Source organism: Andreprevotia lacus DSM 23236 (assembly GCF_900176275.1).
In the GTDB taxonomy this organism is placed as follows: domain Bacteria; phylum Pseudomonadota; class Gammaproteobacteria; order Burkholderiales; family Chitinibacteraceae; genus Andreprevotia; species Andreprevotia lacus.
Map to the genome: position 1 here is coordinate 60,989 of NZ_FWXD01000010.1, position 26,849 is coordinate 87,837.

Consider the following 26,849-nt stretch of genomic DNA (forward strand, 5'->3'; position numbering starts at 1 on the left):
GCGGTGTGAATACGCCGCATGGCAGCGGCAACATTTGGTGTTAGCGTCATGTCGTATGCATGGGCTGCGTGGCCTGTGCGGCTGTTGCCGGTTGGCGCAGCCATCGACAAGGAAAAGTCATGCGCGATACGCTGTTTCCCATCATCCTGATCATCTTCGGTGCCGGCTGGCTGGTAAGCGAGCTGCACCTGCTGCCCGATGCAAACTGGATCGTCATCCTCGGCCTGATTGCAGGCGGCATGGCCGTGCTGGTGGCCGAGGGGCTGAACCGCAGCAGCATCGTCACCGGCCCGCTGCTGATTGCCGGCGGCTTGGCTACCTTCGTGCATGACCACAACGAGATTGGCTGGCGCTTTTTGGTGCCGGTGTTGATGATGCTGTGGGGCTTGCTGTTGCTGCTGGGCCGCGCGCTTAATCTGCCCGAGCGTGTGCAGCGCATGCGCCGCCGCCGCATCCGCTGGGGTGAGGGCGACCTGCCCGACGCATGAGTGACGTAACCGAACTGCTGCCAGCATCCTCGGCCGCACCGCTGGCGCATGTGCTGGGCGAGCCGGTGAACGAGCTGCCGCTTGATCTCTATATTCCGCCCGACGCGCTGCGCGTGCTGCTCGAATCGTTCGAGGGGCCGCTCGACCTGCTGCTGTACCTGATCCGCAAGCAGAACCTCGACATCCTCGATATCCCGATGGCCGAGGTCACGCGCCAGTACATGAAGTATATCGAGGCGATGAAGGCCAGCCAGCTTGAGCTGGCAGCCGAATACCTGCTCATGGCCGCAGTGCTGATCGAAATCAAATCCCGCCTGCTGCTACCACGCCCGAGCGCCAGCGAAGACAACGAGAACGACCCGCGTGCCGAGCTGGTGCGCCGGCTGCTGGAATACGAGCAGATGAAGCTGGCCGCGTTCGAGCTGGACCAGTTGCCGCAGGCCGGGCGTGATTTCCAGGTGGTGGCGGTGCTGTTCGAGCGCGAAATGATCGTGCGCCTGCCTGATGTGAGCGCCGCCGATCTGCGCGCGGCCTGGCAGGGCATCCTCGCGCGCGCCAAGCGCAACCAGCATCACAAGATCGCCACCAGCGCGCTGTCGGTGCGCGAGCAGATGTCGGCCATTCTCAAGTTGTTGCAGGACGGGCGCTTTGCGCGTTTTGAAACGCTGTTCGATACCGCGCAGGGCATTCCACTGCTGGTGGTGACCTTCAGCGCGGTGCTGGAGCTGGTGAAGGAAAAGTACATTGTGGTCAGCCAGGACGAGGGCTTTGCCCCCATCTATGTGCGGCTGTCCAGTGCCGAAGAATCCCACGAGGCCATCCCGCTGCCATGAGCGATGCCAAATACACCGACCGCGAGCTGGCCCACATCCGCATGGTGGTTGAAACTGCCTTGCTGACCGCGCAGGACCCGTTGTCGGTCAACACGCTCAAGCGTTTGTTTGCCGACGAGCCGCCGGCCACGGTACTCAACGACCAGCTGGAGGCACTGCAAGGCGAATGGAGCGGGCGTGGCGTCGAACTGGTGCGGCTGGCATCGGGCTGGCGCTTTCGTGCCCGGCTGGAAATGCAGCCGCATCTGGACCGCCTGCAGCCGGAAAAACCGCCGCGTTACTCGCGCGCGGTAATGGAAACGCTGGCCATCGTCGCCTATCGCCAGCCGGTAACGCGCGGCGATATCGAAGAGATACGCGGCGTGACGGTTTCCAGTGCCATCATCCAGACGCTGAAAGAGCGCGGCTGGCTGGAAGTGCTGGGCCACAAGGACGTGCCGGGCCGCCCCGAACTGCTGGGCACTACGCCGCAGTTTCTCGATGACCTTGGCCTGTCCAGGCTGAGCGAGTTGCCGCCACTGGCCGAATTGCAGGGCCTGGTATTGCCGGAATCCACTGCAGAATAGTGCAGTAAATTTTTATCTGATTTTATTAGAATTTACTGCTGAATAATTGCATTGTATGTTTGCAGCAACAGCAGCTTGCCGTTTCTCACGCTAGTCCAGCGTCATTCACTCCCTCGGATAGAATCATTTGGCTTGTTTGCGGCTGGCCGCAGCAATTTCCACTTCATAAGCACCGTCAGTGTGCGGAAATTGCTGCATCGTCCATCCAGCCGGAACAGGCTTAATCAATAACAGGCGGCCACCCACGAGCGATTCAATTGCCATACGCCGCTGCCAAATGATGAGGAGATGGTGTAATGTTGAAAATGATAATGGTTTATATTCACCTTTTAACCACCTGTATTGCGCTTGCAACCGTGCTCAAGGCCGACAGGCGATTGTGGGCCTGGCGCAAGAAGCCGCTGGACAGCACGCGCCTTGGCTATTTGCAGTCCACGCAGCGTACTGCATCCACGACACTGGCGATTTTGTGGTTCAGTGGCTTGATGTTGATCACGCTGGGTTATTTGCAGGATGGCGCGCAATATCTGGCCAATCCGAAATTGTGGGCCAAAGTCACGGTGGTGATATTGCTGACCATCAATGGTGGTTTGCTGCATTCAATTGCCTTTCCGGCATTGCAGAAAAGAATCGCCTTTATTGCACTGCCTGTATCCGAGCGGGCCAAATTGGCCTTGCTGGGCGCCATTTCCGGATGCAGCTGGTTGTTTGCGGCATTTCTGGGTATTGCCCGGCCGTGGAACAAGGTCATGCCTTATGGTGAAGTGATGCTGGTTTTCTGCTGCATTGCAGCAGCTGCCATACTCACCGGCATTACCCTCGCCATTGGTCTGGGGCGTAATGAGCCAGCCAACTGGCTGAGTACGTCTGCCCACGGCGCCTGACCTGTCCTGTGCCTTGAGGGGGTGAAGCCCGGCCGGTGTTTCGCCGGCCGGGCCGCAAGCTGGGGTAAAATGCGGCATGAATCTGCATTTAGTCATTCCCCATGCCGACTGGCCTGATGCGGCCGGCCGCACCGCCATTGCCAAGGCACTTGTTACCCCTGCGCTCACCCGGCTGATCGGCCGGGGGCGGCGCCAGCCCATTCCCGCTGCCAGCTGGCAGGCCCATCTGGCCAGCCTGTTTGGTCTGGCCGATGCGTCTGTTGCGCCACTCACCTTGCAGGCCGACCTGCCCGATGCACAGCCGGGCTACTGGCTGCGTGCCGACCCGGTGCATCTGCGGCCGGATCGTGATCAACTGGTGATGCTGGATGGCCGCGCGTTCTCGCTCACGCAGGCCGAGGCCGATGGCCTGTGTGCCGGCCTCAACAAGGTGTTTGCCGAAGACGGCTTCGAATTTGTTGCCGCAACGCCGCTGCGCTGGTATCTACGCCTGCCCGCCGACCCTGGTTTGACCTTTACCGCTTTTGACGAAGCCTTGGGCCGCAATGTCGATAGTCTGCTGCCGCAGGGCGTGGATGCCTTGCGTTGGCACCGGCTGCTGAACGAAATGCAGATGTGTTTGTATGCCCACCCGGTCAACGATGCGCGTGTTGCTGCCGGCAAGCCGGCCATCAACAGCGTCTGGCCGTGGGGCGGTGGCGTGCACCCGCTGGCAAGCTGGCCGCAAGTGCCGGCCTTGCAGGTGCTGGGTGACGACGCACTGCTGGCGGCATTGCTGCACGGCAGAGGCGCCGACGCACAACCCTTGCCTGTGCAATTGCCCGAACTGGCGCGCGATACGTTGGCGCTCCTGCCGCAACTGCGCAACGGCGCGCTGTATGGCGATGCGCAAGCCTGGTATGAGGGCTGGCAGCAACTGGAGCAAGCCTGGCTTGCACCCGCGCTAGCCACGCTGCAGGATGGCCGCATTGCCAGCGTCACGCTGACTTTTCCCGAGCTGGGGCGCAGCGTACAGGTGAAGCGCAGCCAGCTCTGGCACTTCTGGCAGCGTGCGCGCTGGCCATGGGAGGCATGATGTCGCTGATCCGTGCCCGAGAAATATCACCCGCGCTGCAGCAGCAACTGCAGGGTGCCGGTCTCAGCCCGCTGGAGGCGCGCCTGTACGCTGCGCGTGGCATCGCCTCGCCGCAGGAGCTGGAGCACGAGCTGCGCAACCTGTTGCCGCCGGCCGGCATGAAGGGCATCTGCGAGGCTGCTGTGCGGCTGGCCGATGCCATTGCCGCGCGCGAGCGCATCCTCATTGTGGCCGACTATGATGCCGATGGTGCCACGGCCTGCAGCGTGGCCATGCGTGGCCTGGGCATGCTGGGCGCGGCGATCGATTTCGTTGTGCCCAACCGCTTTGAGTATGGCTACGGGCTGACGCCCGAGATCGTCGCGCTCGCCGCGCAAAAACAGCCTGATCTGATCGTCACCGTCGATAACGGTATTGCCAGCGTGGCTGGCGTTGCGGCAGCCAAGGCGCGTGGCATCGATGTGCTGGTGACCGATCACCATTTGCCCGGCGACAGCTTGCCCGATTGCCTGATCGTCAATCCCAACCAGCCGGGTTGCCCGTTTCCGAGCAAGAATCTGGCTGGCTGCGGCGTGATGTTCTACGTGCTGCTGGCGCTGCGCGCCGAGCTGCGCACGCGCAATGCCTTTGCCGAACGCGCCGAGCCGAATCTGGCGGTATTGCTTGACCTGGTGGCACTGGGCACCGTGGCCGACGTGGTGAAGCTGGATGCCAACAACCGCATCCTGGTCGAGCAGGGCCTCAAGCGCATGCGTGCGGGGCGCGCAAGTGCCGGCGTGGCGGCGCTGTTTGCCGCAGCCGGGCGCAATGCAGCCAAGGCCAGTTGCTTCGATCTGGGTTTCACCCTCGGGCCGCGTTTGAATGCCGCTGGGCGGCTGGATGACATGAGCCTGGGCATCGCCTGCCTGCTGGCCGATAGCGAGGCAGCCGCCATGCCGCTGGCGCGCGAGCTGGATCAGATGAACCGCGCCCGGCGCGAAATCGAAGCCGGCATGCGCGAAGAAGCCGAAACCGCCTTGCTGTCGGTGGCGGTGGAAGATTGCTACAGCATCGCGCTGTACCGGCCGGACTGGCACCAGGGCGTGATCGGCATTGTGGCTTCGCGCGTGAAAGATCGTTTCCACCGGCCGACCATCGTGTTTGCCGATGGTGGCGAAGGCGAGATCAAGGGCTCGGGGCGCTCGATACAGGGGCTGCATCTGCGCGATGCGCTCGATCTGGTGTCCAAGCGTCACCCTGACCTGATCGTGAAGTTCGGCGGTCACGCCATGGCGGCAGGCTTGAGCTTGCGCAGCGATGATTTCGAGCGCTTCCGGCAGGCCTTCGAGGCAGTTTGTCGTGAGTTGATGGATGAATCGGTGCTGACGCACGTGATCGAAACCGATGGCGAGCTGCCGGCCGACGCGCTCAATTTCACCGTGGCCGAAAAGCTGGAATCGCAGGTGTGGGGGCAGGGCTTTCCGGCGCCGCGTTTCGAGGGCACGTTCAAGGTGATCGAGCAACGCATCGTCGGCGAGCGTCATTTGCGGTTGCGGCTGGCCAATGAATACGGCCAGCAGGTGGGTGCCATGCGCTTCCAGCATGCCGATCCGTTGCCCCCCACCATTCGGGCGGTCTATAGCGTGGGCATCAACGAGTTTCGTGGCGAGCGGGCCTTGCAGTTGCTGATCGAGTATTGCGATGCCGCCTGAGTGGTTGTGATATCCCTTCAGTCCGCGGTGTCCGGATGGTGAAGGTCAAGTAATCGAACACCTCGGCTACGGGCTGGCGCCGACGGGTGAAACAGCCGCTGGCCATTGCGCTGTTCCGCGCAATTGCCTCGTTCTCCGCATCGGTGGCGCGGGCCCGGTCAAAAAAATGGCCCGGCGCAATGCCGGGCCGAATGCCAGAGGAAATCGTCAGGCACGGGCCCGGGCGTGCAGCAGCTGGTGTGGTGCACCCGCTGGTTGCAGCGTTGGCAACGGGCAGCCTGCCCGTTGCCACAAAGCGCACCGCTGCCCTGATGGCAGCCGGAGCGACGCTGGTCCTGCTGGGTACTCCTCCATCCTGCTTGTTTTGGCGCCAGGGGAAATGGTGCCGTGCCACCAGCGCAGGTTGGCGGCACGACGTCAGCTTCGCCCTTGTCGCCGCCCGGGCCAAGAGGGGTAGGCAGGGCATTTCACGAAATGGCATCTTCCCTGATTGAAATCAGTAGCTTGGGCGTGAAAACCCTGTTTGCGCGTTTCACGGAAAGCGTGGTTTTTTGGCTGCTTTGATAGCGCTTTCGGCCTGTGTGCGGCGTATTCAGGCTTACAATCAGCAGCACAGAATTGGCCCGCTGACGAGGTCAATGTGAGAGGAGATGCGCGCATGGCCCGACCAGCCCTGCGCGGCTTGCTGGCTTTGTGCGCTGCCATGCTGTTTGTGGCGCTGCCTGCCGTTGCCAAGCCGCTGATCGTTGGTTACTACCCGTTCTGGACCATATTCCAGAACCAGAACTCGCTGGCACAGATTCCGTTCGAGCAACTGGACTATCTGACCTATGTGTATGCCCGCCCGCACCCCGATGCGAGCATTACGCCGGGCGACTACGTGGCCGACCTGAGTTTTGCCTACAGTGGGCCCGAGGGGCCGGGCTCGGTGCGGGGAGGCTATGCCAAGCTGCGTGAAATCAAGACCCGCTATCCGCATCTGAAAACGCTGCTGTCCATCGGCGGCTGGAACTGGTCGACACCGTTCCCGGCGATTGCTGCCGATCCGGTGCTGCGCGCCCGCTTTGCCGCCAACGCGCTGGATTTCATCGACCGCCATTGTTTTGACGGTATCGAGATTGACTGGCAATACCCGGTGGTTGGCGGCACTCCCGAGCTGCACCCGCGTCCGGATGATCAGGTCAACAAGGCGCTGTTGCTGCAAGCGTTGCGCGGCGCGATGGATCTGCGCGGGCACGCCACGGGGCGGCACTACACACTGAGCACCACCTTGGGGGTGAACGGCACGCAGTTGCAGCCACCGTTGACCCGTGACGAGGTTGCACCGGTGGATTTTGCCGTGGTCAGCGCATTCGATTTCCAGGGGGATGACGCGCTGCATACCACACACAGTGCACCGCTGCGCGGCCGCGATGGCAACAATGTTGCGCACGTGGCCGAGGTGCTGCGCCAGCGCGGCGTACCCGCCAGCAAGCTACTGCTGGCGCTGGATCTGGAGGCGACCAGCTGGATCGGCGTCGACCCGCATGCGCACGGGCTGTACCAGAAGGCGACCGGCCGGCCCTTCGGCAGCTGGGACGATACCGATACCGGCCCCACCGGCACCTTTACCGCCAGCGAAGTACGCTACATGCTGGCCGACCCAAACTATGTTGAATACTGGGACGACGTCGCCCACGCCAGCTTTCTGTACAACGCGCAGCGCCGCCAGTTTGTTACCTTCGAAAGCCCGCGTGCCGCCAGCGAGAAGCTCGATTTTGCCGACCAGGCCGGTTATGCCGGCGTAGCACTGTGGCAGCTGGGTAGCGATGCACCAGGCGCGCACAGCCTGTTGCGGCACAGCTATCGTCACTACCACCCGCTGCTGGGGCAGTTGGCGCTCTGGGATAGTGCCTGGGAGAGCCGGCCCGTATGGCTGGACCCCTTGCTGGGAGTGATCTTCACCTTGCTGGCGCTGGCCGGCGGCGTGTTGTTGTACCACTACCTGCGGCGCAGGCAGGCGTTGCGGCGCGAGGTCGAGACGGTGCGGGCGGTGCAAGCCAATATCCAGACACTGCTGCCCTTGCTGGAGGTGAGCTGGCGGCATTATCAACAGCTGCAGCAACGGGCCGGCATGCAAGCACAATTGGCGCCGCTGGCGCCCTTGGCGGCACAACTGCCGATGATGGCGCACCAACTCCTGCCCTTGCTGCCGCCGGGCCAGGGCGGAATGCAAACGTCATCGATCGAGGCGATGCCGGATGCCGTTGCCGCAGTATCGCCGCTGGCAGAGCGGCTGGATAACCTCAGCCGGCTGGCGCAGACGCTGGGTGAGCAACGCAGTGTCGAGCGCATGCTGGAAACGGTGATGGGTTTTCTGGCCAACGAGCAAGGCGTGCGTGCGGTCAGGCTGATGCAGGACGGTGAGGTGCAGCAACAGCTTGGTGACTGGCCGGAGCAGGAGATTACCCGCCCCGAAGGCGCCGAAGGTGCCCTGCAGCTCAGTGCGGACAAGGCGCAGGCGTGGATTGTTCCTGATGACAACGCCGATCAGGTGCTGGCAGTGGCGTTTGATACCGCCGCCAGCCCGGACGACGAAGCCATGCTGCGCCATTTGCTGGCCCAGTTGGCGTTGATCCGCCAGCAATTGACCGAGTTGACGCGCCAGCCACATGTGCTGTCGGAGCTGTACGAGATCGCCTCGCGGCGCGAGCGGCTGTTGTTCATACGCGCCGACAAGGGCTATAGCGGCATACACTGCATGGATGGAGCCATGCCGCTGTACATCACGCTGCGCTTGCGCACCATCCGGCTGTACTTCCCTGATGACGTGCTGCTGCAGGTGCATCGTTCGTATCTGGTCAACCCGCGCCGCGTAGTGCGGGCAGAGGCCAAAACGCGTGGTGCGTGCGAATTGATCGTTGGCAAAACCGTCGTGCCGGTACGCCGGCAGTATGTGTCACGACTGCGCGCGTTGTATCCGGCATGGTTTGCGGACTGACGCCGCTGGCCGTGGCAGTGTAAAGTCTCGCTGAAACAGCTGCCGCGCGGTGCGTGCCGGTATCGGCGGCCAGAAGGAGAGAGATCATGCGCTGGATGTTTGCCACGCTGCTGTGCCTGTCAGGTGCAAGCCACGCCGTATTGCTCACCCCGTCCGAGGCTGAGGCATTGGGCGAGCGCGTTTGCAAGCCAGCCAGCCATGGCATGCTCGATTGTCAGACCATTGCGCCCCCATTGCAGCCGGTGCTGGACGAGCGCGACCCCAAGCCGCTCAAGCCCACCGATTTTGGCGACAGCATTCCACCTGCAGCACCCGATACGCCGATGAAGCCGACGCTGGATGCCATTCCTGCCAAGCTCACCGGCAACAGTGTCAAGATAGGCTGGGATATCGGTTATGGCACCACGGCCGAATATTGGGAGGTCTGGGACAACGGCGTGCTGCGCATCCGCAGCCGCAACTTCACGCAACGCCCGCTGGTGAATACCGGCATTACCGACGTCAAGATTGTTTCGGTACAGAGTGGCGTAGTGAGCGTGGACGACCTGCCTGCGGGCCGTCACGCGCTGGAAGTCAGGCTGTGCAATACCGTGAATGCGCAGGGCAAGAACAGCAGCCAGCCAGCGTGTACCGTCGTCAGTGCCCAGACTTGGGTAGATGGCGGGCAGGGCAGCGAGGCGGCAACGGGCAAGCCCGATGCGCCGCAAATCAACTGGCTGCCCAGTGTGACCACCGGCGAGCCGGTCGAGCTGGCGTGGAATATGTGGTGGGGTAATACCGGCCGCTATTGGCAGGTGCTGGATGCCGGCAAGGTGCTGGTGGAGTCGGCGGCTTTCGAGGTCAGCGACGCCCACAGCCAGGCGGGCCGCATCACCCTCAATGGCTTGCAGCCGGGCAAACATGCGCTGCAGGTGCGTTTGTGCAGCGGACTTGAGTGCGCCGAAAGCAGCAGCGAGGCGCTGGAAGTGATTCTGCCGACCGCGCAGCCACCCGCGCCCGTGCTGGCGCTGCAGGCCACCACGGTCGACGGCTGGGTAGTGGGCTGGAGCCTGCCGCGCTACGCCAGTGCCGGCAAGCCCGAGCGCTGGCAATGGGTGGATACGGGCACCGGCAAGGTGTTTGGCAAGCAGCAGGGCGGCGTGCGGGAATGCATGGCCGCCGAGCCGGGCACACCCAAGACGCGCATCAGCAGCTGGTGCGGCGATGGCCGCGTGGCGCGGCTGGATGTGTCCGGCGCACTGGCGGTGCGGCTGTGCCGCAAGGACGAGTGCATCGACAGCGCAGCATTCACGCCCGACGAGGCCGAAACGCAGTCGGGCCAGCGCAATATGGCAGGTGGCGCGCAATAATGAGCGAACTGGTTTTTGTTTACGGCACGCTCAAGCAAGGTTGCAGCAACCATCACTGGATGGACAAGGCGCCCTGTCTGGGGTCGGCCAGCACGGTGGCGCATTACGCGCTGTACACCATTCAATACCCGTTCCTGTATGACGGGCAGGCGCTTTATCCGGTCGAGGGCGAGGTATATCGCGTCAGCATGGCGGGGCTGCACAAGCTGGATATTCTGGAGGCTCATCCCGACGACTATTGCCGTCGGCAAATTCCGGTGCGACTGAGCGACGGGGCGGTGGTACAGGCTTGGACGTATTTCCACCCGCAACCCACCGGTGTGTTGCTGGAGCGGGGCGTGTTCGAGGAAGTACGACGCTAGGCTGGATCGGCTATGCTTGCAGGGCCACGCCACGCGAGTGTGGCAAGGAGGAGTGATGGATACCAGCAAGCATGATCTGACGGCATTGTTCGGACAGTTGGGCCTGCCCGATGATGCGGCATCGATCGCGTTGTTCCTGCATGCGCATCATATCGGCCGCGGCGATGAGCTGGCCGCTGCGCCATTCTGGAATGACGCCCAGGCGCGCTTTCTGGCCGAGGAAATCGACCGCGACGGCGATTGGGCCGAGGTGATCGACGAACTGGCGGCAAGATTGAGCCACTAGCCGTCGCAAGCGCTCACAGGAAGTAGTTGAGTACGCCTTCCAGTCCCACCTGATTGATGCTGTACGGCGCTTCGGCCTTGACCTTGGGCTTGGCGTGGCAGGCTACGCCATAGCCGGCCTCGTGCAGCATGGGCAGGTCGTTGGCGCCATCGCCGATGGCAACCACCTGGTCGCGGCGCAGGCCCAGCTCTTCGCGGAAGGCAATCAGCTCGGTTTTCTTGCGTTCCGCATCGACGATATCGCCGTTGACCTTGCCGGTGAGCTTGCCGTTGTCGATTTCCAGCACATTGGCAATCGCGCGGCTCAGGCTCAAGCGGGTTTGCAGCTTGCCGGTGAAGAAGGTGAAACCGCCGGAAATCAGCAGCGTTTTCGCGCCTGCCTGCTGGAAGCCCTTGAGCATTTTTTCTGCGCCGGCCATCAATTGCAGGCGTTCATCGTAAACGCGCGCCAGCGCGCTTTCCTCCAGGCCGGCCAGCAGTGCTACGCGGCGGGTAAGGCTCTCGCGGAAATCCAGTTCGCCACGCATTGCGGCAGCAGTGATGTCGGCCACTTGCGGTTTGATCCCGACCATGTCTGCGATTTCGTCGATGCACTCGATGGTGATCAAGGTGGAGTCCATGTCCATCACCACCAGACCGATATCGTGCACGTTGGCGTCCTCCGGGATGAAGGCATAATCGAGCTGATTGCTCTCGCAGAAATCGGCTACCGCTTCGTCATTGTCGATGTGCGCGCCGAGCAGACGGAAGGCCTGCTGGTTGATCGCATCGATCTGGTAGGCATCGGACAGCCGGGCGAGCTGCTTGAGGTCTTGCGTGGCGATGTTCGGGGCTTGGATGACGAGGCGATGCATGGCGGCAGGGCTTTGAAAGGCGCAAAAGCGCGATTATAGCCGAGCCAGCGGCGGACGCGGGTTCGACTCCCGCCGTCCACAGGGAATCCACAGGGAATGATGATCAGTTGTTTTTCAGGACCGGCTCTATGCCCAGTGCGCGCAGCTTGGCGGCGGCAGCATCGGCCTCCGCCTTGTTCTTGAATGGCCCGATTTGCACGCGGGTTTCCAGATAGGCCGGAATGCCGGCGGTCTGCAGGCGCTTGAGCAGCTTCTCGGCATTGTCGGCGTGCAGGAACACGCCAGCCTGTACGCTGTAGCCGCCGGGGCCGCGTACTGCCTCGGGTTGGTCGGCGGGGGGCAGCAGACTGCCGGGTTGCAGCAGGCGGTCTGCATCGCGTGCGGCTGCTCGTGCCGGCGTGTGCGGGCTGGCCGGTGTCTGGATGACCGGTGGTGCGGTATTGACCGGTGCTGGTGCGTTGGTAATGCGCGGCGGCACTTTGCCCGAGATGGGCGTTGAAGTAGGGCGTACGGTCGCTGCGGCGGCCGGTGCTGCGGTGGGCGCCGTCGTTGGTGTCGGGGCTGTGGTGGGGGTGAGGGTGGCCCCCGGCGCGCTGGCAGCGGCAGGTTCGCTGGCCACGGCAGAGGCCGGCTCTTCGGTGGGGGCCTGGGTGGGCTCGCTGGCTTGCGGGGCAATGCGCGGCGTGCTGGTGGTGGTTTCCAGCTTGGGCTTTTCGTCCGGCCGGTCCAGCAGGTAGATGCCGCCCAGTACGACGATGATCAGGCCGGCGGCAATGCCCAGCCGCCAGTAAACCTGCTCGCGCAGGCGGCGCTGTTCGGCCTGTTGCAGTATCGGGTCGAATCCGTCGCTCATTGCGCTGCTGTGTGCTCGATTGAATCTTTAATCGGGGTGTAAGGCAGAGGTGGTATAGATTTGCTATACTGTCCGGCTATTCAGCCTGCGTCGCAGGTCTGGCGTGGGGTCCGGATGTGCTCTTTGCCAGCGAGGCTATCCCAAAGCGATGGGGCTTGTAAACGAATTCGATTGTTGCCGTGCCGCCCGTGCCGGTGGCTGATCAATACACATCTGCAATTCAACCTTTAACACCTATTTTGGAGTAATCATGGCTATTGAACGCACACTGTCGATCATCAAACCCGATGCAGTTGCCAAGAACGTGATCGGCAAGATCTACGACCGTTTTGAATCGGCTGGCCTGAAGATCGTTGCTGCCAAATTCAAGCAACTGTCGCGCGCTGAAGCCGAAGGCTTCTACGCCGTGCACAAGGAACGCCCGTTCTTCAATGATCTGGTGACCTTTATGGTGTCCGGCCCGGTGATGATCCAGGCGCTGGAAGGCGAAGGCGCCGTGCTGAAGAACCGTGAACTGATGGGTGCTACCGACCCGAAGAAGGCTGACGCCGGCACCATTCGCGCCGACTTCGCCGCTTCGATCGACGCCAATGCCGTGCATGGCTCCGATTCGCTGGAAAATGCTGCAATCGAAATCGCTTACTTCTTCGCCTCGAGCGAAGTGTACGCAGGTCGCTAAGACCGGGAAGGGAATGATGTCGGTCAATCTGCTCAATTACGATGCGGACGGTCTTGCCGAGCTGATGACTCAGTTGGGCGAGAAGCCTTTCCGCGCCAAGCAACTGATGAAATGGATTCATCAGCGTGGCGAGGCCGATTTTGCGCAGATGACCGATATCGCCAAAAGCCTGCGTGAAAAGCTCACGCACGATGCTGAAATCAAGGCCCCGGACCTGCTATCCGAGAAAATCGCCTCGGACGGTACGGCCAAATGGCTGCTGGACGTCAATGTCGGCAACGGCATTGAAACCGTGTTCATCCCCGAGGATGATCGCGGCACCTTGTGTGTATCCAGCCAGGTGGGCTGCGCGCTCGATTGCACCTTCTGCTCGACCGCCAAGCAGGGCTTTAACCGCAACCTGAGCGTGGCCGAGATCATCGGTCAGCTGTGGTGGGCGGAAAACCGCCTGACCGATGCGCAGGCCCGTATCGGCGAGACGCCACTGGAGCCAGGTGGCCGCAAGGTGACCAACATCGTCATGATGGGCATGGGCGAGCCGCTGGCCAATTTCGACAACGTGGTAGCCGCCATGCGGCTGATGCTGGATGACAACGCCTATGGGCTGAGTCGTCGTCGCGTCACGCTGTCTACCTCGGGCATCGTGCCCGCCATGGACAAGTTGCGCGATGCCTGCCCGGTGTCGCTGGCCGTGTCGCTGCATGCGCCGAATGACGCGATTCGCGACGAAATCGTGCCCATCAACAAGAAATATCCGTTGAAAGAGCTGCTGGCGGCCTGCAATCGTTATCTGGAAAAGGCACCGCGCGATTTCATCACTTTTGAGTATGTGATGCTGGCCGGTATCAACGATCAGCCCGAGCATGCGCGCCAGCTCGCAGCGCTGGTGCGTGAGGTGCCGTGCAAGATCAACCTGATTCCGTGGAACCCGTTTCCGGGTGCGGACTACAATCGTTCGGGCCGTGATGCTATCCTCGCGTTCCGGGATATCCTTGTCGAAGCCGGTTATGTGGCAACGGTACGGAAAACCCGCGGCGACGATATTGACGCCGCCTGCGGCCAGTTGGCTGGTCAGGTGAAGGACAAGACCCGGCGTGCCGAGAAGCATGCCGCGGCAATGGAAGCAAAACCGATCATATTCCGCCCCTGACGTGAGGACCGAATGACGCTCAAACCCTTTGCACTACTGCTTTCGCTGTTGCTGATGGCAAGCACTGTGGTTCGAGCCGATGACGATGATACCCCCGGCAAGAATCGGGCCTCCATCTATACCCAGCTGGCTGCCGAGTACTTGCGCCGAGGGCAGCTCAGCGTGGCGCTGGATGATATCCAGAGGGCCATGGAGGCCGATCCGAAATGGCCTGCCGCGCGTAGCGTGGCTGGCCTGATTTTCTATCAGATGCAGGACTACGCATCTGCACAGAAGCAGTTTCAGGAGGCGCTGCGTCTGGCACCGGAAGACCCGGATGCCAATCACAACTACGGCTGGTTTCTGTGCGAACGCGGCAAGGCGCAAGATGGCATTGCCTATTTCCTGACTGCTGCCAAGAACCCACTGTACGCGACACCTGAAAAATCGTTGATCAAGGCGGGTGACTGCACGGCCAAGGGTGGTGATCTGGAAGGTGCGCGATTGTTCTATCTGCAAGCGCTCAAGGCGCGTATCAGCAGCCCGCTTGCCAGGCAGCAATTGATTGAACTTGATCTGAAGCGCAATGATGTGCCAGAAGCGCGCCGTTATATGACCGAGTTGCAAAAGCTGGTTCAGCCCAGCGCTGCGCTGGCCTGGCTGGCGCTGCGTGTTGAACGGGCTGCTGGCGAAAAAGACGGCGAGGCACGCTATGCAGACTTGCTGCGCAAGGCTTATCCTGATGCGCCCGAAACTGCCCGCCTCCTGAACAATCAATACGACGCAGCCGAATGACCGCACAAGAACAAGAATTCAACACGAATCCCGGCCGGCCCGGCACCATCAGCGTTGGCGCTCGCCTCAAGGCCCGGCGTGAACAGCTGGGCATGACCATTGAACAGGCAGCACAGCAGCTCAAGCTGACCAAGACCCAAGTTGCCGCCATCGAGCGCGATGCGTATGACACGCTGCCCGGCAATACCTTTGCCCGCGGCTTTGTGCGCAACTATGCCCGCTTGCTGGAAATCGACCCAGCCCCGCTGCTGGACGATCTGGTTGCCTGGTTGCCTGTCGAGCGCGTGCAGACTGCGCTGCCCAAGGTGCATGAAGAAGAGGCCTTTGCTGGCAGGCGCAATGTCGGCAAGGGTATCCAGTTCTATTTGTCGGTGGCTGTCAGTGCCGTGTTGAGTGCTGGCGTTGGCATGTGGTATCTGAAATCGCCAGCATCGCCGCAGCTGGATACCCAGCCTGCGCTGACCGTGGCCTCGGAAGCGTCGTCAGTGCTTGCGGTGGCCAGCGAGGTGGCAAGCAATACGGATGGCGCCGCAGCCAGTGCAAGTGCAGCCAGTGAAGTGACCGCAGCGGCCAGCGCGCCCGCGCCACAAGCCACGGCGCAGCCTACGCTGGCGCCAACGCCGGCCCCGACAGCTGCCCCAGCGCCTACCGTTGCGCCTGCTGCTCCGGCCGTGGCATCCAAGCCTGCCGCCGCAGCCAGTGCCGCCAAGGCGGCTTCGCGTGCGTCGGCCGTAGTGGGCAATGGTGAACTGCGCCTGGTGGCCGAGGCCGATACCTGGGTGCAGGTGTTTGATGCACACGGCAACAAATTGCTGTCCGAAATCGTGAAGCAGGGTGAAAGCCGCGCCATTGGTGGCGCAGCGCCTTACAAGCTGAAAATCGGCAATGCGCCGAAAACCAAAGTCTACCTGCGTGGCAAGGCAATCGATCTGAGTACCTATACCAAGACCGATGTGGCCACGCTGGAATTGCAATAAGCAGATAGAAGCGATCCATGAGCGATGTACTGATTCCCCGCCGCCAGACCCGCCAGGTACGGGTTGGCAATGTCTGGGTGGGTAGCGATCACCCGGTGCTGGTGCAGTCGATGACCAATACCGATACCGCCGATGCCGAAGGCACGGCGCGGCAGATTTTCGAGCTGTGGCGTGCCGGCTCCGAAGCCGTGCGCATCACCGTCAACAGCCCGGAGGCGGCAGCGCAGGTTGCCACCATCAAGACCAAGCTGGAGAACTGGGGCTGCAAAGTGCCCATCGTCGGTGATTTCCACTTCAACGGCGACCGGCTGCTGCGTGATTATCCGGACTGTGCCGAGGCGCTGGCCAAATACCGCATCAACCCCGGCAACGTCGGCAAGGGCAGCAAGCGCGACGAAAAATTCGCCTACATGGTCGAAAAAGCCATCGAGTACGATAAAGCGGTGCGTATTGGTGTGAACTGGGGTTCGCTCGATCAGGCCATGGCCACGCGTTTGATGGACGAAAACGCCAAACTGGCCCAACCGCTGCCGGTCGAGGCCATCATGCGCGAAGCGCTGATCCGCTCCGCGCTGGAATCGGCCGAGCAGGCCATCGGCTGGGGTCTGTCGGCCGACAAGATCATCCTGTCGTGCAAGGTATCGCATGTGCAGGACTTGATCGCCGTGTATCGCGATCTGGCCAAGCGCTGCGATTTTCCGCTGCACTTGGGGCTGACCGAAGCCGGCATGGGCTCCAAGGGCATTGTGGCATCCAGCGCGGCGCTGGCCGTCTTGCTGCAGGAAGGTATAGGCGACACTGTGCGCATTTCGCTCACCCCCGAGCCGGGTGGCGACCGAACCAAGGAAGTCATCGTTGCGCAGGAACTGCTGCAGACCATGGGTTTGCGCAGCTTCACCCCGCTGGTCACTGCCTGCCCCGGTTGTGGCCGTACTACCTCGACCGTATTCCAGGAGCTGGCGCGCGATATCCAGGAATTCCTGCGCGTGCAGATGCCGGTGTGGCGCGAAGCCTATCCGGGCGTGGAAGAAATGAAGGTCGCGGTGATGGGCTGTGTGGTGAACGGGCCGGGTGAATCCAAGCTGGCCGACATCGGCATCAGTCTGCCCGGCACCGGTGAAGTGCCGGTCTGCCCGGTCTACGTGGACGGTGAAAAGACCGTGACGCTCAAGGGCGACCATGTGGCGGTCGAATTCCAGGCCATCGTCGAAGATTACGTCAAGACACGCTATGGCGAAGACGGCGCAAAGCGCCGCCAGACCAGCAGCAAAACAATTTCTTTGAAGGCAGTTTGAACGATAAGCCTCGTTCAGCTGCCTGTTTCTGATCCAGATTGAAGCATACCCATGAGTAAAACCATCCAGAGCATCAAGGGCATGAATGACGCGCTGCCCATTGCAAACAAGGCCGCGCCGATTCCGACCCCGGTCTGGCTGCATTTCGAAGCAGTCGTGCGTGACTGGCTTGCCGCCTATGGTTATGAGCAGATGCGTACGCCGGTATTGGAATACACCGCATTGTTCGTGCGTGGTGTTGGCGAGCACACGGATATTGTCGAAAAGGAAATGTATTCGTTCGAAGACAGCCTGAACGGCGATCAGCTGGTGCTGCGCCCCGAGGGCACCGCTGGCTGTGTGCGTGCCTGCATCGAGCACGGCCTGTTGTACAACCAGACCCAGCGCCTGTGGTATACCGGACCGATGTTCCGCCACGAACGCCCGCAGAAAGGCCGTTATCGTCAGTTCCATCAAGTCGGCGTGGAGGCATTCGGCTTTGCCGGCGCGGAAGTCGATGCCGAGCTGATCGCCATGCTGGCCGACCTGTGGCAACGCCTGGGTCTGACCGGTCTGCAGCTGGAACTCAACTCGCTGGGTGATGTGGCCGAGCGTGCCGCACATCGTGCCGAGCTGATTGCCTATCTGGAAAAGCACGTCGATATCCTCGACGAGGACGGCAAGCGCCGCCTGTATACCAACCCGCTGCGCGTGCTGGACACCAAGAACCCGGCGCTGCAGGAAATGGCTGAAAACGCGCCGCGCCTGGCTGATTTTCTCGGTGAGGAATCACGTGCCCACTTTGCCCGCGTGCGCCAGCTGCTCGACGATGCCGGCATTGCCTACACCTTGAATGACCGCCTGGTGCGTGGCCTCGATTACTACAACCGCACCGTTTTCGAGTGGACCACCAGCGAGCTGGGCGCGCAGGCGACCGTGGCAGCGGGTGGCCGCTATGATGGCCTGGTCGAGCAACTGGGCGGCAAGCCATGCCCTGGCGTCGGTTTTGGCATCGGTATCGAACGCCTGCTGTTGCTGCTGGAAGTGCAGGGCATCAACCCGCCGGCCAGCAATCCGGATGTGTACCTGATCAACGACGGCGATGCTGCTGGCCGTGCTGCGTTTGGTGTGGCACGTGCGCTGCGCGCTGCCGGCCTCAAGGTGGTGCTGCATGCTGGCGGTGGCAGTTTCAAGTCGCAATTCAAGAAGGCCGATGCCTCCGGCGCGCGTTATGCGGTGGTGATCGGCGAGAGCGAAGCCGAAGCGGGTACGGCCAATCTGAAGCGTCTGACCGGTGATGGCGGAGGTGAACAAATCACCTTGCCGCAAGCAGGGCTGGCGGCACAAATCCTCGCTGCGGCATAATCCGGCAGCAAACCACTCTCAAGCGATGCCCTCGGGGCCGCAAGGATCATAAAAATGGCATTCGATCTGCAAGAACAAGAACAAATCGCCGAACTCAAGGCATGGTGGAAAGACTGGGGCAAATATCTGGCTGCCGTGCTGGCTGCGGCCGGCATTGGCTATCTGGGCTGGCAGGGCTGGTCTGCTTACCAGACCAGTGATGCCCAATCAGCGGCCGAAATCTATGCCAAGGCCGAGCTGCTGGGGAACGATGCCGCCAAGCTGAAGGCAGAAGCGCAGAAGTTGCAGAATGAATATGGCAGCACCGGTTTTGCCGCGCGCGCGACCTTGCTGGCCGCCAAGGCATCTGCCAGCAATGGGGATTTCAAGGAAGCCGCTCTTCAGTTGCAGTGGGTCATCGGCCACGCTGGCGAAGCTGGCCTGCGTGATGCTGCCCGCCTGCGTCTGGCGGCGGTGAATATCGACCTGAAGCAATATGATGCAGCGCTGGCCGCTCTCAAGGGTCGGGAAGAGGCCGCATCGACGGCGTTGTTTGCAGAAGCCAGTGGCGACGTGCTGGCCGAGAAGGGTGATGTGGCCGGCGCACGCGATGCCTACAAGCAGGCACTGGCCAAGCTGGACAAGAACGCACCCAATTATCCGTTTGTCGAAGTCAAGCTGGCTGCGCTGGGGAACGTATGACCCGAATCCGCTCTGCTGTGCGTGTAGGTCTGAGCCTGTTGGCACTGGCGCTGGCCGGTTGTGGCGCCGTGAGCAACGCGCCGACACCCTCGCCGCTGCCGCAGTCTGGCAACAAGGCCAATGTTGCGGTTGCATGGCGCAGCGGCGCCGGCTCGACAACCGATTTTCGCTTCCAGCCGGCACGGCTGGGTGATGACAAGCTGGTGGTTGCCGGGGCGAAGAACACGCTGAGTGTGCTCAATATCGCCAGCGGTGCCACGATCTGGCACACCCAGATCGACAAGGAAATCGCCGGTGGCGTGGGGGCGAATGACAATCTGATCGCAGTCGGTACACTCAAAGGTGAAGTGCTGGCCTATGGTGGTGACGGCAAGTTGCGCTGGAAGGCGCAGCTGAGCAGCGAAATCATTTCGCCGCCTGCCATTGCCAAGCAGACCGTGCTGGTGCGCACTGGCGACGGGCGCATTACCGGCCTGTCTGCTGCCGATGGCAGCAGGGTATGGCAGTTCCAGCGCCAACAACCCACACTGGTGCTGCGTAATTTCGCGCCGATCACCATCAGTGGAGGCACCGCACTGGCTGGTCTGGCCGGTGGTCGCCTGGTGGCGCTGGGCGTGACCGATGGCCGCGTGCTTTGGGATAGCCCGGTGGCGCTGCCACGCGGCGCCACCGAGCTGGAGCGGATTGCAGATATCGTTGCTGCGCCGGTGGTTTCCGGCCAGACGGTATGCGCAGCCGCTTATCAGGGCCGTGTGAGCTGCTTTAATGTACTTAATGGCAGCCTGCTATGGTCGCGCGAGGCATCCAGCTTTGCCGGCGTAGCGATCGAGGGCGATCACGTTTACATGGTGGCTGCCGATGGTGCCGTGCAGGCCTATGACCGCGCAGGCGGCCGCAGCCTGTGGCGGCAGGATAAATTGCTGGCGCGCAGCGTTGGCTCGCCGGCGGTGGTGAATGGCCGTCTGGTGGTGAGTGACTATCAGGGGTATGTGCATGTGCTTGACCCGGATGATGGCAGCCTGATCGGCCAGTTGCCAACCGATGGCAGCCGTATCGCTGCTGCGGCGCAGGTGTGGGATGATCAGCTGGTGCTGCAGACGCAGGCTGGCAATGTTTATGCCGTGAAAGTGAAGTAAGAGAAACAGAGAAGAAATGAAACCCACAATTGCATTGGTCGGACGTCCCAACGTCGGCAAATCGACGTTGTTCAACCGCCTGACCAAAACGCGCGATGCGCTGGTGGCGGACCAGCCGGGCCTGACCCGTGACCGCCACTATGGCCATGGCCGGGTGGGCGAGAAGCCGTATTTTGTCGTCGATACCGGCGGTTTCGAGCCCGTGGTCGATGAAGGCATCATGTTTGAAATGGCGCGCCAGACGCTGCAGGCGGTGGATGAGGCGGATGCCATCGTCTTCATCGTCGACGGCCGTGTCGGCATCACGCCGCAGGACAAGATCATCGCGCAGCGCCTGCGCCAGACCGATCGCCCCGTCTGGGTTGCGGTCAACAAGGTCGAGGGTATGCAGCGTGCGGTGGTCACCGCCGACTTCTTCGAGCTGGGCCTGGGCGATCCGGTGGCCATCTCTGGCAGTCACGGCGAAGGCGTGCGCGACCTGATCAACGAGGTGCTTGAACGCTTTGAAGTGCCGGCAGACGAGGGCGAGGCAGATCATCCCAAATTCGCCGTGGTCGGCCGTCCCAATGTCGGCAAGTCCACCTTGGTGAATGCCGTGCTGGGTGAAGAGCGCGTGATTGCATTCGACGAGCCGGGTACCACGCGTGATTCGGTGTACATCGACTTTGAACATGGCAGCAAGCCCTACACCATCATCGATACCGCTGGTGTGCGCAAGCGTGGCAAGGTCACCGAGATGATCGAGAAGTTCTCGGTCATCAAGACCATGCAGGCGATTGAAGATGCCAACGTGGCCGTGCTGGTGCTGGATGCGACGCAGGAAGTCTCGGATCAGGATGCACGCGTGGCCAGCTTCGTGCTGGAAACCGGGCGTGCGCTGGTGGTGGCGGTGAACAAGTGGGATGCCGCCGACGAAGAACAGCGCGACCGCATCAAGCGCGAAATCAACCGCAAGCTGGGCTTCCTCGAGTTTGCCAAGTTCCACTACATCTCGGCATTGCGTGGCGCCGGCGTGGGTGATCTGTTCAAGTCGATCGACCAGGCCTATGCCGCCGCGATGATCAAGATCCAGACGCCACGCCTGACTTCGGCGCTGCAACTGGCGGTCGAGCGCCAGCAGCCGCCGCTGGTGGGCAAGGTACGCCCCAAGATGCGCTATGCACACCAGGGGGGTACCAATCCGCCGGTGGTCATCGTGCACGGCAATGCGCTGGAAAAGGTGCCAGCCTCGTACTGGCGTTACCTGGAACACACATTCATGAAGATTTTCAAGCTGCAGGGCACGCCTTTGCGAGTACAGTACAAGCTGAGTGGCAACCCCTACGATGACAAGCGCGTGCCGCGCAAGATGGTGCATCCGGGGCGGCGCGAGAAGTAAACCGGCGGCTGCCTGAGCACGTTGGTAATGCTGCCTATTGGCAGGTTGCGCAATTTATACTATAAGCGTAAGCGTGCTGCTTTATACCTAATAACAATGCATCGGAGAACAACAATATGAGTGCCAAGGGGCAAATGCTGCAGGACCCGTTCCTGAACGTGCTGCGCAAGGAGCACGTGCCTGTTTACATCTATCTCGTGAACGGCATCAAGCTGCAAGGTCAGATCGAATCGTTCGACCAGTACGTGGTGCTGCTGCGCAACAACGTCACCCAGATGGTCTACAAGCACGCCATTTCCACGGTGGTGCCGTCGCGTCCGGTTTCGATCCCGCACGAAAATCCGCAACACGCGACCGTCGGCCCGGAAACCGAAGCCTGATTGGTACGCAAGCGGTATGCAAACCCCGGCCTTGGCCGGGGTTTTCTATTGCCGGTATCTGTCTGGCGGTCTTGCCGCGCTTGAGAATGGCGCATCTGGCCCCATCTGCATCCGGTAGGGGCATTGCCCCGCCCATCACGCTATAGCAAAAGAAATCACGCATGTTTGAACGCCACAAGGGTGGCGATGCCGCTGTGCTGGTCTGCCTCGACTTCAACGAGCCGGACTACCAGGACGGTGTCGATGAATTTGTCCAATTGGTTGAAAGTGCCGGTGTTGCACCGCTGGCGGTGGTCGAGGGCAAGCGCGCACGGCCCGACCCGGCCTACTTTGCCGGCAGCGGCAAGGTCGATGAAATTGCCGAGGTAGTGCGCGCGCAGGGCGCGGAAATGGTGATTTTCAACCACCAGCTCTCGCCCGCGCAGGAACGCAACCTTGAACGACGCATCCAGTGCCGCGTGCTGGATCGTACCACGCTCATCCTCGACATCTTTGCGCAGCGCGCCCGCACCGCCGAAGGCAAGCTGCAGGTGGAGCTGGCACAGCTGGCGCACATCCAGACCCGATTGATTCGCGGCTGGACCCACCTTGAACGGCAGAAGGGCGGTATCGGCCTGCGCGGCCCGGGTGAAACCCAGCTGGAAACCGACCGCCGCCTGATTGGCATTCGCGTGAAGCGGCTGCGCGAGCAGCTGGCGACGGCACAAAAACAACGTGCCACGCAGCGCAAGGCGCGCGTGCGCCGCGGTGAATTCAGCGTTTCCATCGTCGGCTACACCAATGCCGGTAAATCGACATTGTTTAATGCGCTGACCAAAGCCAAGATATATGCAGCGGACCAGCTGTTTGCCACGCTGGACACTACCTCGCGCAAGCTGTTTCTGGATGCCGAGCATTCGGTGGTTGTTTCCGATACCGTGGGCTTCATCCGCAATCTGCCGCATACGCTGGTGGCGGCATTCCGCGCCACGCTGGAGGAAACCATCCACGCCGACCTGCTGATGCATGTGGTTGATGTGAATCATCCGATGCGCGAGGCGCAGATTGAAGCGGTAAATCTGGTGTTGGCAGAAATTGGTGCGGAACGGATTCCGCAATTGATGGTCTGGAACAAGATTGACTTGAAAGACGGCCAGCCTGCAGTCGAGCATGACGAGTATGGTAAGATCCAGGCCGTGCGTGTCAGCGCGATGCAGGGGCAAGGGCTTGACCTGCTGCGCACTGCTCTGGTCGAAGCCATGAGTCAACCCAGTGAGGACAACGAGAATACATGAGCCAGAACGACCCGCAGTGGGGCGGTCGCCGCAACGGCCCGCCAGATCTAGACGATATCTTCCGCAGTTTCAAAAACAAGCTTTCCGGGCTGTTTGGCAGCAACGGCAACGCCCCGCAAACCGGGCGTGGCGGTGGTATCGCCGGCGCCGGCGTGGTGCTGATCGTGCTGGGCACGCTATGGGTGGCCTCGGGCTGCTACGTGGTGGACGAGCGAGAAAATGCGGTGATCACCCGTTTTGGCAGCTATGCCGGTACGGTGGAAAAATCGGGCCTGAACTGGCATTTGCCGTGGCCGATCGAGCGCAGTGAAATCGTGCGCGTGACCGAAATTCGCCGCGTCGAGGTAGGCAACGATGCTCAGGCCAGCAGTGGTCGCGACGAAGCGATGATGCTGACGGGTGATCAGAATCTGGTCGAGGTGCAACTGGAAATCCAGTTCACCATCAAGTCGGCCAAGGATTTCCTGTTCAACAACCGCAGCACTGAAACCACGCGCGAAGCGCTGGGTAATGACCTGGTCAAGCAGGCTGCCGAGGCCGCCATTCGCGAAGTGGTTGGCAAGAACAAGGTCGATTTTGTGCTCAACGAAGGTCGCGGCAAGATCGGCGATGACACCAAGGAACTGATGCAGGACCTGCTGGACAAGTACGGTACCGGCATCCAGATCGCACGCGTCAACATCTCGGATGTGCAGGCGCCGAACGAAGTTCAGGGCGCATTTGCCGATGCCGTGAAGGCGCGCCAGGACAAGGCGCGCCTGATCAACGAAGGCCGTGCTTATGCCAATGATGTGGTGCCACGCGCCAGTGGTATGGCTGCGCGCCTGAACCAGGAAGCACTCGGCTACAAGCAGCAGGTCGTCGCGCGTGCCGAGGGTGATGCCTCGCGCTTCAAGCAGGTGGCGTCCGAGTACGCCAAGGCGCCGCAGGTGATGCGTGACCGCATGTATCTGGACACCATGCAGGAGGTCTTTCAGAACACCACCAAGGTGCTGGTTGATCAGAAAACCAGTGGCAATCTGCTCTATCTGCCGCTGGACAAGCTGATGCAGATGTCGACCAATCAGGAGCCCGCCAAACCGGAAGCAGCAGCCCCGGCCGCTGCGGCCCCCGCTGCGCCCGTCGCAGCGCAGACCAACCCCCGCGCCATCGAGCGCGAAGGCCGTTAAGGAGGAATTCCCATGAGCCGCATTCTTCCTGCATTGGCCGTCGTGCTGGTGGCCCTGTTTGTGCTGAGCTTGTCGTTTTTCACTGTCGACCAGCGTCAGTCCGCCGTGGTGTTCCAGTTTTCCGAATTCAAGCGCGTCATCAAACAGCCAGGCTTCAATTTCAAGGTGCCGCTGCTGCAAGAGGTTCGCTACTTTGACAACCGTATCCAGACCATCGATGCGCAAGCTCCGGCGCGTATCCAGACCATCGAGAAGATGAACGTCAAGGCGGACAGCTTCATCAAATGGCAGATCGTCGATGTCGAGCGCTACTATCGTGCGGTCGGCCTGGATCGTGACAAGGCGGTGGATCGCCTGCGCAATACCGTCAACAACATGCTGCGTGACGAGTTCGGCAAGCTGACTGTGCAAGACGTGATCAGCGGCAAACGCGACGAAGTGATGGCCAAGGTGCGTGGTCTGGCAGATGCCGATGCAGCGCGCATCGGCGTGCGCGTGATCGACGTGCGCATCAAGCGCGTCGAGCTGGAAGACAGTACCCTGACATCGGTATACGAGCGCATGCAGTCCGAGCGCAAGGCGGTGGCCAACCAGCTGCGCGCCGAGGGCAGCGCCGAGGCCGAGAAGATCAAGGCCGAAGCTGAAAAACAGCGTGAAGTGATCCTGGCCGATGCCTATAACCAGGCGCAGCAACTGAAGGGTGAAGGCGATGCCAAAGCCGCCGCCATCTATGCCGAAGCCTATGGCCGCAACCCCGAGTTCTACGCGTTCTACAAGAGCCTGGATGCGTACAAGAAGAGCTTTGCCAAGAAGAGCGACGTGCTGGTGGTCGACCCGAGCGCGGATTTCTTCAAGTACATGAAGAACCCCAAGGCAGGCAACGGCAAGTGAGTGATGACAGTCTGTGGCTGGCTTGCGCGCTGGTGCTGGTGATTGAGGGCTTGCTCCCTTTTGCCGTGCCGGCGCTGTGGCGGCGTGCCATGTTGCGGCTGGCGCGCTTGACTGACCGGCAGATACGCCTGGTTGGTCTGGCGGCCATGCTCTGCGGGCTTGTACTGGTGTTGATCATCCGTTACTAAGCCCCGCAAAGCCCGAGCATCAGCCCGGCCTGGCCGGCTAATTGCTGTAAAACCAGCCTGCCGGGCTACTGGGATTGCGACTAATCCGTTAAAATAGCAGTGATACGCCCGTCCGGCCTGTTGGCCGGCGGGCTTTTGGTTTGAATAGAAAGCGAAAATGCGAAACTGGATCCTGCCCGAGAACATTGCCGACGTGCTGCCGCGTGAAGCGCGCCAGACCGAAACGCTGCGCCGCAGCCTGCTCGACCTGTTTGGCCGTTATGGCTACGAGCTGGTGATGCCGCCGCTGGTCGAGTACGTCGAATCGCTGTTCGTGCTGGATGACCCGGCGCTCAACCTCAAGACCTTCAAGCTGGTCGACGAGCTGTCGGGCCGCCAGATGGGTGTGCGCGCCGACATCACGCCGCAGGTGGCGCGCATTGATGCGCACATCCTCAACCGCCAGGGCGTGGCACGCCTGTGCTATGCCGGTTCGGTGGTGCACAGCCGGCCGGACGGTATCCTGTCCAGCCGCGAGCCGCGCCAGATCGGCGCGGAAATCTACGGTTATGCCGGCATTGCTGCCGACGTGGAAGTGATCGAACTACTGGTGGAAAGTCTCAGCGTGGCCGGTCTTGCGCAAGTGTCGCTGGATATCGGTCACATCGGCCTGTTCCACGCGCTGGCCGATGCGGTCGGTCTGAAGGGCGACGCACGTGATGCGGTGTTCGACGCACTGCAGCAGAAAGACCTGCCGACCTTGCGCGAAACCACAGCCGGGCTGGATGCGGGCATTGTTGCCGGTCTGTTGGCGCTGCCGACGCTGTATGGCAGCCAAGGCGTGCTGGAGCGTGCCCGCGCGGTGCTGCCGGAGATTGCAGGCGTCAGCAGTGCGCTGGATACATTGCAGGCGCTGGTCGATGCGCTCGATGCGCGCGGCATCGCCTACCGTTTCGATCTGGCCGAAGTGCGCAGCAGCGACTATCACACCGGCCTGGTGTTTGCCGCCTACACCCCCGGCTTTGCCAACGCGATTGCACGCGGTGGCCGCTATGACAGCGTGGGCGAGAAGTTCGGCCGTTCGCGTCCGGCCACCGGTTTCAGCCTGGACCTGCGTGCGCTGACCCATCTGCCGTTCCCGGCTGCAGCTGCTGCCATTCTGGCCCCGGCCAGTGACGACGCGGCCCTGATTGCCGCCATCCGCCAGCTGCGCGCTGCGGGCGAGACCGTGCTGGTCGACCTGGATGTCCGTCTGGACGAGTCGCCGTGCGATCGCGCGCTGCGCCAGATCAACGGCCAGTGGCAGGTTGTGTCGCTGGCCTGATTTTGAGTAC

The 26,849-nt window shown here is 61.8% G+C and carries 28 protein-coding genes; 25 read left to right on the plus strand and 3 right to left on the minus strand.

The features are described from left to right. Positions 1-119 precede the first annotated feature (119 nt). From B9A19_RS09905 to scpB, 3 genes are read left to right on the plus strand one after another with little or no spacing between them, the layout of a single operon-like run. Complete coding sequence (locus B9A19_RS09905; RefSeq protein ID WP_084090640.1) at positions 120-488, plus strand: hypothetical protein; 369 nt, start codon at positions 120-122, stop codon at positions 486-488. Continuing rightward, positions 485-1,321, plus strand: a complete 837-nt coding sequence (locus B9A19_RS09910; RefSeq protein WP_084090641.1) for a segregation and condensation protein A — start codon at positions 485-487, stop codon at positions 1,319-1,321. The genes B9A19_RS09905 and B9A19_RS09910 overlap by 4 nt, the downstream gene beginning before the upstream one ends. Next, positions 1,318-1,887: an SMC-Scp complex subunit ScpB gene (gene scpB, locus B9A19_RS09915; protein ID WP_084090642.1), complete on the plus strand. Its 570-nt coding sequence runs from the start codon at positions 1,318-1,320 to the stop codon at positions 1,885-1,887. The genes B9A19_RS09910 and scpB overlap by 4 nt, the downstream gene beginning before the upstream one ends. A 123-nt stretch (positions 1,888-2,010) precedes the next feature. Here scpB and B9A19_RS22545 read toward each other — a convergent pair whose 3' ends face one another. Next, complete coding sequence (locus B9A19_RS22545) at positions 2,011-2,151, minus strand: hypothetical protein (RefSeq protein ID WP_176216874.1); 141 nt, start codon at positions 2,149-2,151, stop codon at positions 2,011-2,013. 32 nt (positions 2,152-2,183) lie between these two features. Here B9A19_RS22545 and B9A19_RS09920 point away from each other — a divergent pair, with 32 nt between their 5' ends. The 7 genes from B9A19_RS09920 to B9A19_RS09950 all read left to right on the plus strand — a co-directional run bounded on the left by B9A19_RS09920 (position 2,184) and on the right by B9A19_RS09950 (position 10,514). Further along, entirely contained in the window at positions 2,184-2,771 is a 588-nt protein-coding gene (locus tag B9A19_RS09920; protein ID WP_139798764.1) for a DUF2214 family protein, read from the plus strand. A gap of 76 nt (positions 2,772-2,847) precedes the next feature. Continuing rightward, a complete protein-coding gene (locus tag B9A19_RS09925; RefSeq protein WP_084090644.1) occupies positions 2,848-3,846 on the plus strand; it encodes a hypothetical protein in 999 nt (332 codons plus the stop codon). Continuing rightward, the gene (recJ, locus tag B9A19_RS09930; RefSeq protein ID WP_084090726.1) at positions 3,846-5,537 is read left to right on the plus strand and encodes a single-stranded-DNA-specific exonuclease RecJ; all 1,692 of its coding nucleotides are present in this window, start codon (positions 3,846-3,848) and stop codon (positions 5,535-5,537) included. The genes B9A19_RS09925 and recJ overlap by 1 nt, the downstream gene beginning before the upstream one ends. A gap of 658 nt (positions 5,538-6,195) precedes the next feature. After that, on the plus strand, positions 6,196-8,517 hold the full coding sequence (locus tag B9A19_RS09935; RefSeq protein ID WP_084090645.1) for a glycosyl hydrolase family 18 protein: 2,322 nt from the start codon (positions 6,196-6,198) through the stop codon (positions 8,515-8,517). A gap of 86 nt (positions 8,518-8,603) precedes the next feature. Continuing rightward, a complete protein-coding gene (locus B9A19_RS09940; RefSeq protein WP_084090646.1) occupies positions 8,604-9,866 on the plus strand; it encodes a chitinase N-terminal domain-containing protein in 1,263 nt (420 codons plus the stop codon). Beyond that, on the plus strand, positions 9,866-10,228 hold the full coding sequence (locus B9A19_RS09945; RefSeq protein ID WP_084090647.1) for a gamma-glutamylcyclotransferase family protein: 363 nt from the start codon (positions 9,866-9,868) through the stop codon (positions 10,226-10,228). The genes B9A19_RS09940 and B9A19_RS09945 overlap by 1 nt, the downstream gene beginning before the upstream one ends. Before the next feature lie 55 nt (positions 10,229-10,283). After that, a complete protein-coding gene (locus tag B9A19_RS09950; protein ID WP_084090648.1) occupies positions 10,284-10,514 on the plus strand; it encodes a DUF2789 domain-containing protein in 231 nt (76 codons plus the stop codon). 13 nt (positions 10,515-10,527) lie between these two features. On the opposite strand, the gene serB is transcribed toward B9A19_RS09950, so the two are convergent. Continuing rightward, positions 10,528-11,367 carry a phosphoserine phosphatase SerB gene (gene serB / locus B9A19_RS09955; protein ID WP_084090649.1) on the minus strand — a complete coding sequence of 280 codons (840 nt, stop codon included), beginning with the start codon at positions 11,365-11,367 and terminating at the stop codon, positions 10,528-10,530. Positions 11,368-11,470: 103 nt separating this feature from the next. Continuing rightward, positions 11,471-12,220: an SPOR domain-containing protein gene (locus B9A19_RS09960; protein ID WP_084090650.1), complete on the minus strand. Its 750-nt coding sequence runs from the start codon at positions 12,218-12,220 to the stop codon at positions 11,471-11,473. 250 nt (positions 12,221-12,470) lie between these two features. On the opposite strand from B9A19_RS09960, the gene ndk reads away from it, so the two are divergent. The 15 genes from ndk (at position 12,471) to B9A19_RS10035 (ending at position 26,839) form a co-directional block, all read left to right on the plus strand. Next, positions 12,471-12,899: a nucleoside-diphosphate kinase gene (gene ndk, locus B9A19_RS09965; protein ID WP_084090651.1), complete on the plus strand. Its 429-nt coding sequence runs from the start codon at positions 12,471-12,473 to the stop codon at positions 12,897-12,899. Positions 12,900-12,915: 16 nt separating this feature from the next. Continuing rightward, positions 12,916-14,049 (plus strand): dual-specificity RNA methyltransferase RlmN, encoded by a 1,134-nt coding sequence (gene rlmN / locus B9A19_RS09970; protein WP_084090727.1) that lies wholly within the window; start codon positions 12,916-12,918, stop codon positions 14,047-14,049. Between the two features lie 12 nt (positions 14,050-14,061). Beyond that, positions 14,062-14,823, plus strand: a complete 762-nt coding sequence (gene pilW / locus B9A19_RS09975) for a type IV pilus biogenesis/stability protein PilW (protein ID WP_084090652.1) — start codon at positions 14,062-14,064, stop codon at positions 14,821-14,823. Further along, a complete protein-coding gene (locus tag B9A19_RS09980; RefSeq protein ID WP_084090653.1) occupies positions 14,820-15,800 on the plus strand; it encodes a helix-turn-helix domain-containing protein in 981 nt (326 codons plus the stop codon). The genes pilW and B9A19_RS09980 overlap by 4 nt, the downstream gene beginning before the upstream one ends. Before the next feature lie 17 nt (positions 15,801-15,817). Next, positions 15,818-17,095, plus strand: coding sequence for a flavodoxin-dependent (E)-4-hydroxy-3-methylbut-2-enyl-diphosphate synthase (ispG, locus tag B9A19_RS09985; RefSeq protein WP_084090654.1), 1,278 nt, complete (start codon positions 15,818-15,820; stop codon positions 17,093-17,095). Positions 17,096-17,146: 51 nt separating this feature from the next. Continuing rightward, positions 17,147-18,439, plus strand: coding sequence for a histidine--tRNA ligase (gene hisS / locus B9A19_RS09990; RefSeq protein WP_084090655.1), 1,293 nt, complete (start codon positions 17,147-17,149; stop codon positions 18,437-18,439). A gap of 54 nt (positions 18,440-18,493) precedes the next feature. Beyond that, positions 18,494-19,120 carry a YfgM family protein gene (locus tag B9A19_RS09995; RefSeq protein ID WP_084090656.1) on the plus strand — a complete coding sequence of 209 codons (627 nt, stop codon included), beginning with the start codon at positions 18,494-18,496 and terminating at the stop codon, positions 19,118-19,120. Next, the gene (gene bamB, locus B9A19_RS10000; RefSeq protein WP_084090657.1) at positions 19,117-20,256 is read left to right on the plus strand and encodes an outer membrane protein assembly factor BamB; all 1,140 of its coding nucleotides are present in this window, start codon (positions 19,117-19,119) and stop codon (positions 20,254-20,256) included. Before B9A19_RS09995 ends, bamB begins: the two co-directional genes overlap by 4 nt. Positions 20,257-20,272: 16 nt before the next feature. Further along, entirely contained in the window at positions 20,273-21,634 is a 1,362-nt protein-coding gene (gene der / locus B9A19_RS10005; protein ID WP_084090658.1) for a ribosome biogenesis GTPase Der, read from the plus strand. Positions 21,635-21,750: 116 nt separating this feature from the next. After that, the gene (gene hfq / locus B9A19_RS10010) at positions 21,751-22,014 is read left to right on the plus strand and encodes an RNA chaperone Hfq (protein WP_084090659.1); all 264 of its coding nucleotides are present in this window, start codon (positions 21,751-21,753) and stop codon (positions 22,012-22,014) included. A 161-nt stretch (positions 22,015-22,175) separates the two neighbouring features. Then, positions 22,176-23,288 carry a GTPase HflX gene (gene hflX / locus B9A19_RS10015; protein ID WP_084090660.1) on the plus strand — a complete coding sequence of 371 codons (1,113 nt, stop codon included), beginning with the start codon at positions 22,176-22,178 and terminating at the stop codon, positions 23,286-23,288. Further along, positions 23,285-24,457: an FtsH protease activity modulator HflK gene (hflK, locus tag B9A19_RS10020; RefSeq protein ID WP_084090661.1), complete on the plus strand. Its 1,173-nt coding sequence runs from the start codon at positions 23,285-23,287 to the stop codon at positions 24,455-24,457. Before hflX ends, hflK begins: the two co-directional genes overlap by 4 nt. Positions 24,458-24,469: 12 nt before the next feature. Then, on the plus strand, positions 24,470-25,348 hold the full coding sequence (gene hflC, locus B9A19_RS10025; RefSeq protein WP_084090662.1) for a protease modulator HflC: 879 nt from the start codon (positions 24,470-24,472) through the stop codon (positions 25,346-25,348). Continuing rightward, positions 25,345-25,536: a DUF2065 domain-containing protein gene (locus B9A19_RS10030; RefSeq protein ID WP_084090663.1), complete on the plus strand. Its 192-nt coding sequence runs from the start codon at positions 25,345-25,347 to the stop codon at positions 25,534-25,536. Before hflC ends, B9A19_RS10030 begins: the two co-directional genes overlap by 4 nt. A gap of 157 nt (positions 25,537-25,693) precedes the next feature. Beyond that, positions 25,694-26,839 carry an ATP phosphoribosyltransferase regulatory subunit gene (locus B9A19_RS10035; RefSeq protein WP_084090664.1) on the plus strand — a complete coding sequence of 382 codons (1,146 nt, stop codon included), beginning with the start codon at positions 25,694-25,696 and terminating at the stop codon, positions 26,837-26,839. Positions 26,840-26,849 lie beyond the last annotated feature (10 nt).